Here is a 14,854-nt window from a genome sequence, read left to right on the forward strand (position 1 = left end):
ATTTAATAAGATATATTTTTAATAGGCATAAAAATTCAGATTTTTTTCAATACGTTCAATTTCGTAACGTGCATATGCAGGATTTGTTAGAGTATGATCTAAAATTGCATATAAAAATAGGTTTTGATTACTTTCAAGGGGAGTAATCATATGATATTGATTGTGTAAACTGATAAATATACCTTCAAGATAATCCATTGGATCAAACTGATGTGTCAGCTTTATTTGCATGTTATATATATTGGTAACTTCAAGTATAGCACTATCTATATTTATATGATGATCTCCTATAGATTTTAATATAGAACCATCATAATTATCTATCACAGCAAGGAAGATTAAACCATCAATGTGACTAAATTGATTTAATAAGAAACTATCGTCCATATATATCACCCTTGAATTATTACAAATTTATGATGGCCGAATTTTAAACTATTTTTTGAAAGGTAAAACCAGAGAGTAACCCTTTCCAATATATGGTAATGAACGATATAAGCCATTGGCAGGATCCCAATAATCTTGTTGAAAAACTATTTGGCTAGAGGAGTTGATTTTGATTTCGCTTATGCCATACGATGCCATAGTTTTACTACGACCAAACATTTTAAAATCATAAGTCATATACCAATGTATATAGGCTGAATCTTTTTGATAAGTGGCACTAATAAGTTTGACATTGACGTTACTCACATGCTCATTCATACCTGAAAAATGTTTTACCAAATCTTCTTTGTTCGAAAACTGGGATAAGGTGTCATTAATGTATAGGTCATTAGCATAAAGTTGGCTTGCATTTTTAATAAAACTTGGTGTTCCAAGTGTATTGAATGCTGAAGTGAACCGCTTACCGATTTCAGTCGCTTGTTCTTGCGTCAAAGCAATGCCAGATATTTCTTTACTTGCTTTGCTATAGTCAGATGAATAGCTTGGTATACTTTTACACGAAGCTAAAGAGAATAAGGCTAATGTTGAAACCGCTAAAGTTCGTATAAATGCCATGCTCGTAAACTCATTTCATTTTATAAATAGTTTAGAGCGCGTTATGTGAATCTGATGTGAACTGATTATTAAACCTGGCGAATTCAAACATGAGGTGCGACAGTTTCAAAAGCCTTATGATAATCAACAAGCTGAGCAAACTTTTCTAATGGTGTAAGCCAATCTAACGCTTTTCTAGGGCGAGTATTCAGTGACATGGCAACTTGATTTAAATAATGCTGATCTGCCTGATTTAAATCAATCCCTTTAGGTAAATATTGCCTAATTAAACCATTCATATTTTCGCATGTGCCTTTTTGCCATGGTGAATGTGGGTCACAGAAATATACATCTATGCCTAAATCTTCTTCAAGTATTTTATGTTCTGCCATCTCGCGTCCACGGTCATAGGTCAACGTTTTACGCAGTTCTGCAGGTAAATATTTCAGAGCTTCTGTTAAAGCCTTGCGCACTGATTCTACCTTTGCATCAGGTAATGTTGCCAAAATACAGAGCCGTGTATTTCGTTCAATAAGTGTTGCTATCGAACTTTTATTGTCTTTGCCTTTAATTAAATCGGCTTCCCAATGACCCGGTATTTTTCTTTCTTGAACTTCGGCTGGGCGCTCATGAATAGTTTTAATATCCTGTAATATAGAATCTTTTTTAGGTTCACCGTTAGCTTTTCGCTTTTTATTTTCATGACGCAGACAGGATAATAAGTCTTTTTTCAACTCACCCTTTGGTAATGCTCGTATCGTTGAGTAAATCGTTGTATGGCTTACATTCATTGTTTGATCCAAATCAGGAAATGTCTTTAAACGCTTTGCTATTTGCTGAGGAGACCATAAACAACGGAGCGCTTCAACAATAAATTTCCAGAGGATTGAATCGATTTTGAGTTTTCTGTGACCACGTCTACGTCTAGCGAAGGTGTGATCAGAAGCATATCGAGCTTGATAAACATCATTGATGCTATTTCTTTTAAGCTCACGATAGATCGTACTAGGATGTCTTTTAATAAGTTCAGCAAATTTTCTGGCTGAAAAGCCTTCTTTTCTTGATTCAAGCATTAATGCATTACGATCTTCAAAGTTAAGATGATGGTATGACAATTTTATATACTCCATCTTTGTACACGACAAAAAAGATAACTCATTGAAATAATGGCATAATACTTGTTTTCTGACGACGAATATGATGACACATTTCAATGAGTTATATCTCATCTTAAACAAATATCTAAAGTGGAACAAGTCACATGTAAAATGTTTTACACTGATTATGCTGGCATTAATTGTAAAACAGACATGTAATCTTTCTTCTGCATCTAAAGCCTTACCCATCACGTGCTTACCACAATCATTTTATCGACGTATACAACGCTTCTTTGCAGATCAGTATTTCGATTATCGTCAAATTTCTCAGTTAATTTTCAATATATTTTCATTCGATAAAGTCCAATTAACTTTGGATAGAACCAACTGGAAATGGGGAAAACGAGATATCAATATCTTGATGTTAGCCATCGTCTATTGTGGAATAGCGATACCTATTGTTTGGACATTGCTCAATAAACGTGGAAATTCAGATACAAAAGAGCGTATTGCTTTGATTCAACGCTTTATCTCCATTTTTGGTAAAGATCGTATTGTGAATGTGTTTGCAGACAGAGAATTTATCGGTGAGAAATGGTTTACATGGTGAATTGAAAATGACATTAACTTCTGTATACGTGTTAAAAAAACTTTATTGTGACCAATCACTTAGCTAAGAATCATAAAATTAGTGATTTATTGCGTCATCTTCAAGTTGGTCAAACTGAATGTCGTAAACGACGTATTTGGGTTGGTCGAGTGAAACTGTATATTAGTGCGCTACGATTAGAAGATGGAGAACTTTTACTTGTTGTTTCTCCTATGTTTAATGCTTCTGCTATTCGTGATTATGCATTACGCTGGGAAATCGAAACCTTATTTAGTTGTCTCAAAGGACGTGGATTCAATCTTGAAAATACTCGTTTAACAGACCCTAGACGAGTCAAGAAATTGATAGCAGTGCTAGCCATCGGTTTCTGTTGGTGCTATTTAACAGGTGAATGGCAACATGATCGAAAAAAAGCGATAAAAATAAAGAAGCATGGACGACTTTCAGTAAGTTTATTTCGATACGGTTTGGACTATGTTCAAATGGCTATTCTACGTTTGATTGGTTTTGGGAAAAAAGAAGAATTTAAGAAAGTGCTCGCAATTTTAAGAAAGAAAAAGCCTGATAGGACAAGGGCCCTATGAAATTTGTCGTGTACAGAGCATAAACATACTGTTTTCGAGTCATGAATTCAATCATCAAGTTTTTCTAAAAAAAATTCAATAATTTCCCTGCATTTACTTTCTAATTGTTCAGCATAATCTAAATTAGCTTGTCTTAACTGAGGAATTGATAAGCCTGCATGCCGTATTTCACACGTATGCCCAATGAGCCATTTCTCAAAACTGTGTTGGTTTATCTCAAGATGAAATTGTAAAGCTAGAATATTATTTCCCACGGCGAATGCCTGATTTGGATAAATTTCTGAGCTAGCGAGTAAAGTTGCTTGTGAGGGTAAATCGAAAGTATCACCATGCCAGTGTAAGACATGAATATTTTCTAATCCTGATAATGGGTTTTGATCAAGATTTTTTATTTCTAATGGGCTCCAACCAATTTCTTTTTGATGACCTGCGTAGACTTTTGCACCTAATGCATGTGCGATCAATTGTGCGCCTAAACAAATACCAATAGTTGGTTTATTCGCATTCAAGCGTTGCTTAAGGCCTTCAATTTCTTCTATAAGAAAAGGGTAGTCTTCAGTTTCATAAACACCAATTGGTCCACCAAGGATAATGGTAAGACCTTCATAATTTAAAGCGGGTTTAAGATCATCCACACCCGCTTCAAAATAACGAACACGGAAACCGAGTTGATAAAAAATATCTTCTAATGAACCTAAATCTTCAAATGCAAGATGTTGAATTGCATAAACTGTTTTAGGCAAAGAAATTGAAGTATCCATAATCTGTGTAATCACTATAAATAGAGCTTATTTAAGGCATTTTTTGTTCAAGCCAAGAAAATAAATCCTCATAGACTTTCTTTCGCACAGGCGGTGCAGATAAGACTAAATCATGTAAGCCATTTTTGATTGCTAAGGTTTGTACATCACCTTTCATTTTCTTTGCATTGTGTGTCATATCTTTGACATCTAAAATCACATCACTTTGCTGTGCATCAACACCCCATTTTTTGGGATATTTGGATTGGTGTGAATGCATAATCAAGGTTGGAATATTTAAACTAATACCGCGATGGATTTCTTTTTGTGCTTTGTGGATCGCATTTACAAAACATAAATGAACAAAAGGGAGTGATTTGGGCTTCCAATTTAAGTTGAAATCCCATTCACCATAGAAATCTTTATGTAGGCTTGATGTATACCATTGATTTAAGCCACTTGGGAATTTAGCATTTGGTAAACGTTCGCCAACCTCGCTTAATAAGGGAATACCAACTTTTTTCTCTATTACACTTTTATAAAAATCATAAAAAGGACTGTTGGTCCATAGTGCTTTAATCAGGCGATGATCTGGGTAATGTGCGGCGTATAGCGTTGTAATTAAGCCGCCCGTTGAATGCCCAGCAAGTAAAACTTGATTGTGATTTTCTTGGCCAATAATTTCGAGTGCTTTAGTGATTTCAGCATCATATTCACGTAAGTCGAGTAGATAATAAAACTTCTGATGCGGTAATTTTGAGCGACCATATTTTCTGAGATCGAGAGCATAAAAATCATAACCATGCTGGTTAAATTGTTCTGCCATTTCTGTTTGGAAAAAATAGTCACAAAAACCATGAATATATAGAACTGCTTTCTTGGTGGCTTGAGCTGATTTCTTGCGAACTAATGTTGCAACGACTTTCCCATCATAATCATCAGCAAAATTTAAAGTGAGTTGCTGATAATCTTCTCCCAATATATCTGTTTGATATTTATATGAATTTGAAATGTTCATTTTTATATCTAATCTGAATTAATTAAGAAACACATTAAATGAAAATGTTTGGATGTCAATGTAAAAGTGAGATACAAACAGTTCTCAAAATCAGTTTGAGTTTTTACTTTTACAAAAAAATCGTTAAGCTATGTGCTGTTGTTTTTGACTGAAGAAATTATGAAACAAGAGACTGCACTGAAGTTACTTAAAGCTGGGGAAAATGTTTTTTTAACAGGTTCCGCGGGTGCAGGAAAAACCTATACGCTAAATCAATATATTCACTATCTTAAAGCGCGAAAAGTACCCGTTGCGATTACGGCTTCTACAGGGATCGCGGCTACGCATATGAATGGAATGACCATTCATACATGGGCAGGGATTGGAATTAAAGATCGTTTGAGTGATGATGATCTGAAGCGTATGAAAGAGCGTAAATATTTAAAAGAGCATTTAGAAAATGCCCAGGTCTTGATTATTGATGAAATTTCAATGCTGCATGCCAAACAGCTTAATTTAGTCAATCAGGTGCTTAAATACTTCAAAGAAAGTGATGAAGCTTTTGGTGGAATTCAAGTCATTGTTGCAGGTGACTTTTTCCAGTTACCACCAGTAGGTAAGAAAGATGAAAGTAATCGAGATAAATTTTGCTTCATGTCTGAAGCGTGGGTTGAAGCAAAATTTCGGGTTTGCTATTTGACTGAGCAACACCGTCAGGATGATGAAATTTTAAATCAGATATTAAATGCGATTCGAGCACAGAGCATTCAGCAGAATCATATTTTCGCATTACAACAATCGCGTCAGCACGATATTGGCGAAACCTTTACCCGTTTATACACACATAATATGGATGTGGATAACATCAATTATCAGCATCTGAACGAAATTGAGAATGAAAGTCATCAATTTAATGCTGTTTTAGATGGTAATGAAAAATTAATCGAAACACTGAAGTCCTCGGTACGCGCACCTGAAGAATTGACCCTTAAAAAGCATGCCAAAGTGATGTTTGTCAAAAATAATTTTGATATGGGCTATATCAATGGCAGTTTAGGTGAAGTGATTGGTTTTGAGGAAGATGATAAACAAGGGATTTTACCAAAGGTCAAATTGACAGATGGAACGACATTACTTGTTGAGCCAGAAACATGGTCAATTGAAAATGAAGCAGGCAAGGTGATTGCAAGTTATCAGCAAATTCCTTTACGTTTGGCATGGGCAATCACTATTCATAAAAGTCAGGGTATGACTTTAGAAGCAGCAGAAATTAATTTAACGCATACTTTTGAAAAAGGTCAGGGTTATGTGGCTTTGTCTCGATTAAAGTCACTGACTGGACTGAAATTGCTTGGGTTTAATGAACAAGCACTTGAGTTGGATAGTTTAGCAATTAAAGCAGACCGCCGTTTTCAGGAATTATCGACCGAAGCAGAAGTGAATTTTGAAAATATTGATCTAACCCCACAGCATAATGCCTTTATTCGTCATTGTGGCGGCACGCTGAATGCAACTGAAATTGCACGCAACGAGAAAAAACTTTCGAAAGGCGAAAAACAGAATTATGCAGCAGCGACTTTAGAGGAAACGCGTGCTTTATTTGAAGATGGTTATGAAATTGAAGATATCGCGCATGAGCGAGGGCTAACGCCTGCAACGATTATTAACCATCTCGCGCGATTGCATAAAGAGCAAGGATTAGATATTTCTATTGCTAACCCTGGTGATGAAGTCGTTGAAGAAGTTCGTAAGATCTATAAACGGTTACACAAACGTAAAAATCCTGAGCATTTTACCGATGATGGTTCAATTAAGTTACGTCCAATTGTGGAAGCTACAAGTCCGCGTATGGCTTATGATCAAGTCCGTTTAGCATTACTGTTTATCGAATAAGGGATGTAAATGCCTCTTACATTTTCTACTGACACCAAAATTATTGATATTGCTGGAACAATCACGGCGGATATCCCTGAAAATACATACGGTGTAAGCACAGGTACTCTTCCCAAAGGCAACTATGCCGTGATTCGGCATTTGGGCAGTCACGATAATATTAAAGACAGTGTTTACTATCTATATCGGGACTGGTTACCACAATCAGCACGTGAAGTAGGGGATTTTCCCGTCTTTTTTCACTACCACAACTTTGTTCATGATGTAGATGAATGTGATTTGATCACAGACATTTATTTATTACTGAAATAGCGTTTAAGCTCTGCGAATAAGCAGAGCTGAATTATAAAATTTCAATGTCTACATATTGCTGAATTAAATTATCATCGAGCATATGAATATAATCTAAAAAAGCAACATTAAAGCTTCCAACTGTTTGAGCATGGTCATATGCAAGTTTGCCTGCAATAGCAAAATGAATATGTGCAGCAAGCGCCGCAATGGTTGAATTCCTTACTGCATGATAAGCGGCGGTTAATGCACCTAGAGCGCATCCTGTTGCAGTAATTTTAGGCTGTAAATGGCAACCACCATTTACTTTGATTACCATATCCAATTGTTTGGAAATGATATAGTCAGATTCACCAGAAATCGCAACACACTCAGTATGCTGTAACAAGCTTTTTGCTTGAGCATAAACATCATGGCTATTTAATGTGCTATCAACGCCTTTAGATTGAACTTGACTGCCCGCTAAAGTGCTGATTTCAGATGCATTGCCGCGGATAATGGTAGGTTGAAACTTGAGTAATTGATCAACAGTTTCACTACGCCATTTCAGGATTGCTCCATAGCCAACAGGATCGAGTACCCATGGTCTTTGTTGCTGTTGTGCTGTTTCAGCAGAAATGAGCATCGCTTGAGTTTGTTCAGTCGTCGGTGTACCAATGTTGATGCTTAAAGCTGCACAAATGTTTGTAAAATCTGCTGCTTCAAATGGATTGTCGATCATTGCGGGCGATGCACCAGCTGCAAGTAAGATATTTGCGACGTAATTATTGGCGACACTATTGGTAATACATTGTACCAATGGGGCTTGTTGCTGAAGAGCTTGCCAAGCTTCAATCACTTGTTCAATCAGTTGTTGTTTTTGTGACATTCATCACCCCTTAAAAATTTAAAAAATAATAGTTTAACGCGTGAAGTAGTGGTCTTGATGCTTACATCGACGACAAATCAATGATACATAGTCTGTAGCATCATAATCGACTACAAGATCATTTGAACCGCAATACATGCAACGTTTTACTGCATAAAAATTTAAACGAGGTTCGATCTTGCGCCAAGATTTCCAGACAGGCTGAATAAAAACACTCTCGTCATAACCCAAGAATTTAAATAATAATACTTCGCTCATTTTACTAAATGGAATGGTGTATGGGCGAGGTAATGTCGTGGTTTCCCAACGCTCAGCCAAAGCGCGTTCACGATATTGTTCTAATGTCTTTTTGAGTAAGTTTGTATTAATAAATTTATCGTTTCTTGGCTGCAATGCTTTTTGCTTATAGAGGTACTCTAACGCAGTTTGAATTAAGTAAAAAATTTGGCCCACTGCGAGTCCTTCCATCAAGCGATAGCAAAAGGCCTGAAAGGAGCGATTACCTGCAATTTGAATTCCCCATGTTCTACAATAAAACTGCATGAACTGTACGATTTCTTGATAAAGAATCGAATATAAAGCATCTTTAACTTCATCTGTCGTTTTGAAGGGAATACCTAAACTTAGATTCTCATAAAACCAATGGCGCAATTGTTGGGTTACACTAAACAGACTCGGATCAGAATAACCATCAAGCCGAAGATTAAGATAAAAATGTTCTGTTTCTAGGCTCGAATCTTGTGATTTAAAGATGCCTAATTTGAGTAACTCTTGAACGAGTTGATTTTGAAATAAATAATTGGGGGTGAAATCATGATATTTAATGTTCTTCCAGTGGATTAATTCATCATGCTGTACATCTTCACGAGCATAACTGTCCAACAAACTTAGTAAAAATAATTTATGCATAAAGCTGAGTTGATTCAGGCTATAAATCACTTCATCTTTGACTTTGTATTTACGTTGTTCTTGTAAAATGGTTTGTTGAGTTTGTTTTTTGCGTTGAGCGGTGCATTGAGCACAATGGCAATTCAGTTTGCTGTCACTTTTAAATACACGATGTTTGCAATGACTACATTCATGAAATTGGAATTCTTGCGAGTATTGCTCAGCTTCAATCCAGAACATGGATGCTTGGCACAATGGACAATGGCTACTTTCATCTAGCTGCTTTTGCAGAATCTGTAAATCCATTGACAATAAACCTATATAACCACGAAATGAAAGGATTATACATTGCTCGTGCTCGGAGTGAGAAAAAGATTATTTGCACTGAAAAAGTAGTTTTGTATTGAGATTTAATCCACTGAATTTTATATAAAAGCTAAGCAGGTGGCTTATCTGTTTTTTAAAATATGGTAAATTTCTGTCCCAATTAAAAGATGTTATTAAGTTTGTTAATAGAAGTAGAAAGGGATAAGGATGAATAATCAAATATTGTTGAAATGCTCTATTGCATTCATTGCTTGTTTTACAAGTATTCTCTCATATGCAAGTTCAATTGAAGGCTATTGGCGCAGTATTGATGATCGGACAGGCGAACAACTGACCATCATTGAAATCAGGAAAGCAGCGGATAACACTTATCGCGGAAAAATCGTTTATATCTATCCGAATGCGCAAGGGGGCGATCGTAACACATTGTGTTAACTGTCCACCGCCGTATACAGGAAAGCCACGTTTAGGTTTAGAAGTTTTAACCGGTTTGGTTGAAGACCCCAATAAAGCAAATAGTTTTATTAATGGACGCATCTTAGAGAGCAAAACTGGAAAAGTGTACAAAGGTAAAGCTCGATTAAATGCAGATGGTAAGCATTTAAATATGCGCGGTTATGTTGGAATTTCAGCTTTGGGTAGAAATACGGTTTGGATACGTACAGATAGTGCGAACCCGTAATCATTTCTTTTTTAATATGGGAATTGCTTAAAATTTATTGTGATTTTAAACAATTAAATATCCACTCGTCTTGTTGACTGTCTAAGAACATTGGAATAAAAATGTATATCAGATGGATCTATTTTGCACTTAGGGAGAGCATATTATGCAAAAACATTCACTCATGAAAGGAATCGTGGGAATTTCATTTGCCCTATTCGCAACTGCTAATTTCGCGATGACACCTGAAGGCTTTTGGAAAAGTATTGATGACCGTACGGGCGAACAGCTTTCAATCGTAGAAATTAAAAAGAAACCTGATAATACTTATACAGGAACAATTGTATATCGTTACCCTGTTCCAGGTGGTGGTAGTGTATTAACCAATTGTGTGAAATGCCCTGAGCCTTTCAAAAACAAACCTATTTTAGGACTTCAGATCGCATCAGGTTTGCGAGAAGACCCTAAAAATCCAAACCATTTTATAGACGGAAAAATACTTGAACCTAAAACGGGCAATTTTTATAAAGGCAAAGCTCAGTTAAGTGCTGATGGTAAACGTTTACGCATGCGCGGATATATGGGGATCTCTGCTTTAGGTCGTACCCAAGTTTGGATTAGGACTGACAGTGCCAATCCATAACCCTGTTGAACAAATAAATTTGGTTCAATATCTGGGTTTATATCTAAATGAATTCATGTCTAATCGTCTTTTAGTCATTTTATGAATTCATCTATGTAGATCAGTTTCAATGCTTTGATATTGAATCAGAGAGGTTTTTTATGCTATATCCTAAGAGATCGAGCATAAAAAAGATTTTTCTTATTCAAAACGTTGAGGCTTCTATGTATAAAAATTCATTAAAGAAATGCCTAAAAAATCTTGTAAGTTGATAGAAATGTGAAGAATCTATTTTGTATTTAAAAAATAAAGTTATTGATTACATGAATTATATCAGTTAGATAAGTTTTTTAAAGCAAAAGAACGCACCAGTAGAGTGAAAGTTCTAGTGAAGTGTGATAAGTTTCAATAATTAAACCTATAAAGATGAATGGGTTAGTTTTTAAAAGACGGGGTTAGTATGCTAAATCAAATGTTTATGAAAGGAATCATGGGAGTTTCTATTGCTTTTTTAAGCATGACTGCTTTTTCAGCCTCGATCGAAGGTTATTGGAAAAGTATTGAAGAACGTACAGGTGAGCAACTTTCGATTGTTGAAATCCGTAAAGGATCAGATGGTCGCTTTCATGGGAAAATTGTTTATCGTTATCCTAATGCTCGTGGTTTTTCCCTTGCGAACTGTACCAAGTGCCCAGCTCCAAATACCAATAAGCCAATTCTTGGCTTAGAAATTTTATCAGGTTTTAGAGAAGATCCAGATAAGCCAGATTCATATATTGAAGGTCGAGTATTAGAAGCAACAAGTGGTAGAGTTTATAAAGGTAAAGCGGTCGTAACGGGTGACGGTAAACGTTTACGTATGCGCGGTTATATGGGCGTTTCTGCCTTAGGTCGTACAGTCGTCTGGTTACGAACAGATAGTGCAAATCCTTAATTAGTGTAATAAAAAACCTCGAAAATATTTCGAGGTTTTTTATTAAATGTAAAAGTTAAACAGGGCATGGTAAGTTTTCGTCCTCCTGACCGATTTTTTTGGCGTTGATAAGTGCTTGGACTTTTTTACTTGGTAATTTTTCTTTTCCAAGTTCATCATAGGTATTCACGATATTCGTTACTTCTAAGCTGCTGAGTTCGATTCCTTCTGCTGTTAAAAAAACGGAAATGACATGATGATCCACACCTGCTTTTGCAAGATCATGGATCGCTTTAATATTTTCTAAACGATATAAGTGTGCTTTTAATTCCATCGTCTTAACCCTCGCTTGTTTGATTGTATTACCTACATTGGCATATAAACTTAAGCAATAACCGTGCACAAAATGTAAAGCGCATAAAAAAAATGTAATTCAAACCTTGGGATTTGGTTATTTTTGTAGCTTTTATTTAAAATTAGAAATAACTGTTGTTATTCTTTCTAAACAGAATTCCATTTTAATCAATTAATTTGAAAATCACTGAACTAAACCCCAATAAAAATACTTGAAACTAAGATATGGGCTTAAAGACAGCTTTTGTAAGTTGGCGTATGATCGACTAATCAAGAAGTCTTGATAACAAGACCATCCGACATGATGAATGATAAGGAATACTGATGAATATTGCGGCACAGCCTCCTGTACAAGCAGATCAAACGATTTATTTAAAAGATTATCAAAAGCCATCATTCTTGGTTGAATCAATTAATTTAAATATTCAAGTTTATGATGATCATACGATTGTCGATTCTACACTGGTGATGAAGCGTCAGACTGCAGGTGAATTGGTTCTGTTAGGTCGTGATCTTGAATTAAAATCGGTTCAATTGAATGGGCAAACCCTTAGCGCTGAACAATATCATTTGGATACTGAACAATTGGTGATCACTGATGCACCAGATGAGGTCATTGTTCAAACTCAGGTGATTATCCATCCTGAATCCAATACGCAACTTGAAGGCTTATATAAAGCAGGCGATTTGTTCGTTACCCAAAATGAACCAGAAGGTTTCCGTAAAATCACCTTCTATCCAGATCGTCCAGATGTGCTTGCTGAGTTTACGACACGGGTAGAAGCAGATAAGAAATATCCTATATTGCTTGCAAATGGTAACTTGTTGGAAACGGGTGAAGCTGGGGAAGGTCGTCATTTTGCAATTTGGCAAGATCCAACCAAAAAGCCAAGCTATTTATTTGCCTGTGTGATTGGTGATTTGGCGGTACTGAAAGATCGTTACACTACATCAGAAGGTCGTGATGTTGCTCTTGAAATTTATGCAATCGATAAAGATATTCCAAAATGTCACATCGCAATGGAAGCATTAAAGCATTCGATGCGTTGGGACGAAGAACACTATGGTCGTCCGTATGATCTCGATAACTACATGATTGTCGCCGTCAGTCAGTTCAACATGGGTGCAATGGAAAATAAAGGTTTAAATATCTTTAATGCATCTTGTGTACTTGCCGATGAGGAATACACCACTGATGTTGCGATTATGCGAGTTCAATCTGTAATTGCACATGAATATTTCCATAATTGGACAGGCAACCGAATTACCTGTCGTGACTGGTTCCAGTTGTGTTTAAAAGAAGGCTTAACGGTTTTCCGGGATCAGTCTTTCTCTGAGGATTTACAATCAGCGGCCGTACAACGAATTGATGATGTAGCGGTATTGAAATCGCATCAATTCCCTGAAGATGCAGGACCATTATCACATCCACCTCGTCCAGACCATTTTGTTGAAATCAATAACTTCTATACCGCGACAGTGTATGAGAAGGGTGCTGAAATCAATCGCATGATGGCAACTTTATTGGGGAAAGAAAAATACCGTAAAGGCACAGATGAATATTTTCTGCGTCATGATGGGCAAGCAGTTACAGTTGAAGACTGGGTTGCGGCATTGAGTGCAGGTTCAGGTGTTGATCTCTCTAACTTCCTCACATGGTATAACCAACCGGGGACACCAAAGTTAGAAGCTCAAGGTGAATATGATGCTGCTGCACAGACTTACCGTTTAAGCTTCAAACAAAGTTTGAAAGCACATCCAAAATATCCAAACCTCAAAGCAGTGCCAATTCCTGTGGCTCTGGCATTATTTAATGCCAATACAGGTGAGCAATATACCTTGCACAGCACTGATCTGTTTGTGAATGAGGTCAAAGATGGCGTGTACTTATTTGATCAAGATGAAGCAACAATTGAATTTACAGGGGTGACTGAGCAACCTGTTGCCTCGTTATTACGTAATTTTTCTGCCCCTGTGAATTTAGTCTTTGATTATTCCAATGATGATCTTGCCTTCTTGATTCAGCATGAAACCAATGGCTTTAACCAATGGCAAGCGACACAAACTTTATTGGAACGTATTCTTTTAGAAGACCATAAGGTGGACACCTATATTCAGGCAATTAAAAATACCTTGCCTGACTTAGTAAATAAAGATCCGTTATTGGCATCACGTTTATTTGATGTACCAAGTGAAAACTATCTAGGCAGTCGTATTGATCAAGACTATGAGCCCGAATTGATTCGAGAGAAGCGTGAAGCTGTGCTGGATCATTTAGCACGTGATTTAGGCTCATTCTGGAAAGACACCTATTTGGCCTTAGATCCAGACCAGCAAAAAGAGTTCTCTTTGGCAATGGGCGTGCGTTCATTGAAAAATATCACCTTGAATATGTTGGCGCGTCAAGGTGATGAATCTGTGTTCGATTTGGCTTATACCCAATATCAACAAACAGGCAATATGTCTGAACGTTTAGGGGCATTACGCGTTTTGGTCTGGAATGATGCGCCACAAGCGCAAGCTGCACTTGCAGATTTCTATAAGCGTTTTAAAGATGAAGCCTTGTCTTTAGATCAATGGTTTAGCATCCAAGCATCAAATCCATGTGCGACAGCGGAAACGATTGAGTATCTGACTAAGCACGCCGATTATGATTTGGGAACACCGAACCGTATCCGTGCAGTGAGTGGTGGACTAGCTGCAAATCCAGTCAATACGTGGAGCTTTGGTGTCGATCATTTCATTGAGCTTGCCGCTTATTTGGATGAAAAAAACCCAATTTTAGGTTCGCGTTTATTACAAGTATTGTCTCGTTGGTATACTTTAGCCGAACCACAACGTAGTCAAGTACAGCAAGCGCTTAAAGCGTTGCAGCCTAAAGTGAAATCGAAAAATGTAGCAGAAACATTGAACAGTATGCTAAACATTGAATAACACATTATTTTTGTCAGAAAGGATGCTGTCTCAGCATCCTTTTTTACATGTTCTGGATTATCATTAGTTCACAGAAAGGATACTCATATTGTGG

General features: G+C 36.6%; 12 protein-coding genes and 3 pseudogenes. 7 read left to right on the plus strand and 8 right to left on the minus strand.

What is annotated here, in order from left to right; translation table 11 throughout:
- Positions 1-18: 18 nt before the first annotated feature.
- The 3 genes from CDG55_RS06850 to CDG55_RS06860 all read right to left on the minus strand — a co-directional run bounded on the left by CDG55_RS06850 (position 19) and on the right by CDG55_RS06860 (position 2,054).
- Positions 19-387, minus strand: a complete 369-nt coding sequence (locus CDG55_RS06850) for a hypothetical protein (protein ID WP_087537464.1) — start codon at positions 385-387, stop codon at positions 19-21.
- A gap of 48 nt (positions 388-435) precedes the next feature.
- Positions 436-1,002: a nuclear transport factor 2 family protein gene (locus CDG55_RS06855; RefSeq protein ID WP_087537463.1), complete on the minus strand. Its 567-nt coding sequence runs from the start codon at positions 1,000-1,002 to the stop codon at positions 436-438.
- An 83-nt stretch (positions 1,003-1,085) separates the two neighbouring features.
- A complete protein-coding gene (locus CDG55_RS06860; protein ID WP_265736134.1) occupies positions 1,086-2,054 on the minus strand; it encodes an IS30 family transposase in 969 nt (322 codons plus the stop codon).
- Positions 2,055-2,181: 127 nt separating this feature from the next.
- On the opposite strand from CDG55_RS06860, the pseudogene CDG55_RS06865 reads away from it, so the two are divergent.
- A pseudogene (locus CDG55_RS06865) lies at positions 2,182-3,272 on the plus strand (IS4-like element ISAba33 family transposase).
- Positions 3,273-3,319: 47 nt separating this feature from the next.
- Here the strand turns inward: CDG55_RS06865 and CDG55_RS06870 are convergent.
- Both CDG55_RS06870 and CDG55_RS06875 read right to left on the minus strand, forming a co-directional pair.
- Positions 3,320-4,033 carry a glutamine amidotransferase gene (locus tag CDG55_RS06870; protein ID WP_087536837.1) on the minus strand — a complete coding sequence of 238 codons (714 nt, stop codon included), beginning with the start codon at positions 4,031-4,033 and terminating at the stop codon, positions 3,320-3,322.
- Between the two features lie 31 nt (positions 4,034-4,064).
- Positions 4,065-5,030 (minus strand): alpha/beta hydrolase, encoded by a 966-nt coding sequence (locus tag CDG55_RS06875; protein WP_087536838.1) that lies wholly within the window; start codon positions 5,028-5,030, stop codon positions 4,065-4,067.
- Positions 5,031-5,189: 159 nt separating this feature from the next.
- Between CDG55_RS06875 and CDG55_RS06880 the strand changes: the two genes are divergently transcribed.
- On the plus strand, positions 5,190-6,902 hold the full coding sequence (locus tag CDG55_RS06880) for an AAA family ATPase (protein ID WP_005160879.1): 1,713 nt from the start codon (positions 5,190-5,192) through the stop codon (positions 6,900-6,902).
- Positions 6,903-6,947: 45 nt separating this feature from the next.
- Positions 6,948-7,214: pseudogene (locus CDG55_RS06885) on the plus strand (AraC family transcriptional regulator); the annotation flags it as partial.
- A 31-nt stretch (positions 7,215-7,245) separates the two neighbouring features.
- Here CDG55_RS06885 and thiM read toward each other — a convergent pair.
- Together thiM and CDG55_RS06895 are read right to left on the minus strand one after the other, a co-directional pair.
- Complete coding sequence (gene thiM / locus CDG55_RS06890) at positions 7,246-8,061, minus strand: hydroxyethylthiazole kinase (protein WP_087536839.1); 816 nt, start codon at positions 8,059-8,061, stop codon at positions 7,246-7,248.
- A gap of 33 nt (positions 8,062-8,094) precedes the next feature.
- On the minus strand, positions 8,095-9,255 hold the full coding sequence (locus tag CDG55_RS06895; protein ID WP_087536840.1) for a hypothetical protein: 1,161 nt from the start codon (positions 9,253-9,255) through the stop codon (positions 8,095-8,097).
- 228 nt (positions 9,256-9,483) lie between these two features.
- Between CDG55_RS06895 and CDG55_RS06900 the strand changes: the two are divergent.
- The 3 genes and pseudogenes from CDG55_RS06900 to CDG55_RS06915 all read left to right on the plus strand — a co-directional run bounded on the left by CDG55_RS06900 (position 9,484) and on the right by CDG55_RS06915 (position 11,493).
- Positions 9,484-9,958, plus strand: a pseudogene (locus CDG55_RS06900) (DUF2147 domain-containing protein).
- Between the two features lie 145 nt (positions 9,959-10,103).
- Positions 10,104-10,580 (plus strand): DUF2147 domain-containing protein, encoded by a 477-nt coding sequence (locus CDG55_RS06905; protein WP_087536841.1) that lies wholly within the window; start codon positions 10,104-10,106, stop codon positions 10,578-10,580.
- A gap of 439 nt (positions 10,581-11,019) precedes the next feature.
- Positions 11,020-11,493, plus strand: coding sequence for a DUF2147 domain-containing protein (locus tag CDG55_RS06915; RefSeq protein WP_087536842.1), 474 nt, complete (start codon positions 11,020-11,022; stop codon positions 11,491-11,493).
- Positions 11,494-11,548: 55 nt separating this feature from the next.
- Here CDG55_RS06915 and CDG55_RS06920 read toward each other — a convergent pair whose 3' ends face one another.
- Positions 11,549-11,806, minus strand: coding sequence for a hypothetical protein (locus CDG55_RS06920; RefSeq protein ID WP_004661424.1), 258 nt, complete (start codon positions 11,804-11,806; stop codon positions 11,549-11,551).
- 344 nt (positions 11,807-12,150) lie between these two features.
- Here CDG55_RS06920 and pepN point away from each other — a divergent pair, with 344 nt between their 5' ends.
- Positions 12,151-14,760 carry an aminopeptidase N gene (gene pepN / locus CDG55_RS06925; protein WP_087536843.1) on the plus strand — a complete coding sequence of 870 codons (2,610 nt, stop codon included), beginning with the start codon at positions 12,151-12,153 and terminating at the stop codon, positions 14,758-14,760.
- Positions 14,761-14,854: the final 94 nt, after the last annotated feature.

The organism is Acinetobacter sp. WCHA45 (assembly GCF_002165255.2).
Taxonomy (GTDB): Bacteria; Pseudomonadota; Gammaproteobacteria; order Pseudomonadales; family Moraxellaceae; genus Acinetobacter.

What these genes read in the sequence shown, in the direction of transcription:
- CDG55_RS06850 (WP_087537464.1), bottom strand. Translation starts at nt 387, where the DNA reads ATGGACGATAGTTTCTTATTAAATCAATTTAGTCACATTGATGGTTTA.
- CDG55_RS06855 (WP_087537463.1), bottom strand. Translation starts at nt 1,002, where the DNA reads ATGGCATTTATACGAACTTTAGCGGTTTCAACATTAGCCTTATTCTCT.
- CDG55_RS06860 (WP_265736134.1), bottom strand. Translation starts at nt 2,054, where the DNA reads ATGCTTGAATCAAGAAAAGAAGGCTTTTCAGCCAGAAAATTTGCTGAA.
- CDG55_RS06870 (WP_087536837.1), bottom strand. Translation starts at nt 4,033, where the DNA reads ATGGATACTTCAATTTCTTTGCCTAAAACAGTTTATGCAATTCAACAT.
- CDG55_RS06875 (WP_087536838.1), bottom strand. Translation starts at nt 5,030, where the DNA reads ATGAACATTTCAAATTCATATAAATATCAAACAGATATATTGGGAGAA.
- CDG55_RS06880 (WP_005160879.1), top strand. Translation starts at nt 5,190, where the DNA reads ATGAAACAAGAGACTGCACTGAAGTTACTTAAAGCTGGGGAAAATGTT.
- thiM (WP_087536839.1), bottom strand. Translation starts at nt 8,061, where the DNA reads ATGTCACAAAAACAACAACTGATTGAACAAGTGATTGAAGCTTGGCAA.
- CDG55_RS06895 (WP_087536840.1), bottom strand. Translation starts at nt 9,255, where the DNA reads ATGGATTTACAGATTCTGCAAAAGCAGCTAGATGAAAGTAGCCATTGT.
- CDG55_RS06905 (WP_087536841.1), top strand. Translation starts at nt 10,104, where the DNA reads ATGCAAAAACATTCACTCATGAAAGGAATCGTGGGAATTTCATTTGCC.
- CDG55_RS06915 (WP_087536842.1), top strand. Translation starts at nt 11,020, where the DNA reads ATGCTAAATCAAATGTTTATGAAAGGAATCATGGGAGTTTCTATTGCT.
- CDG55_RS06920 (WP_004661424.1), bottom strand. Translation starts at nt 11,806, where the DNA reads ATGGAATTAAAAGCACACTTATATCGTTTAGAAAATATTAAAGCGATC.
- pepN (WP_087536843.1), top strand. Translation starts at nt 12,151, where the DNA reads ATGAATATTGCGGCACAGCCTCCTGTACAAGCAGATCAAACGATTTAT.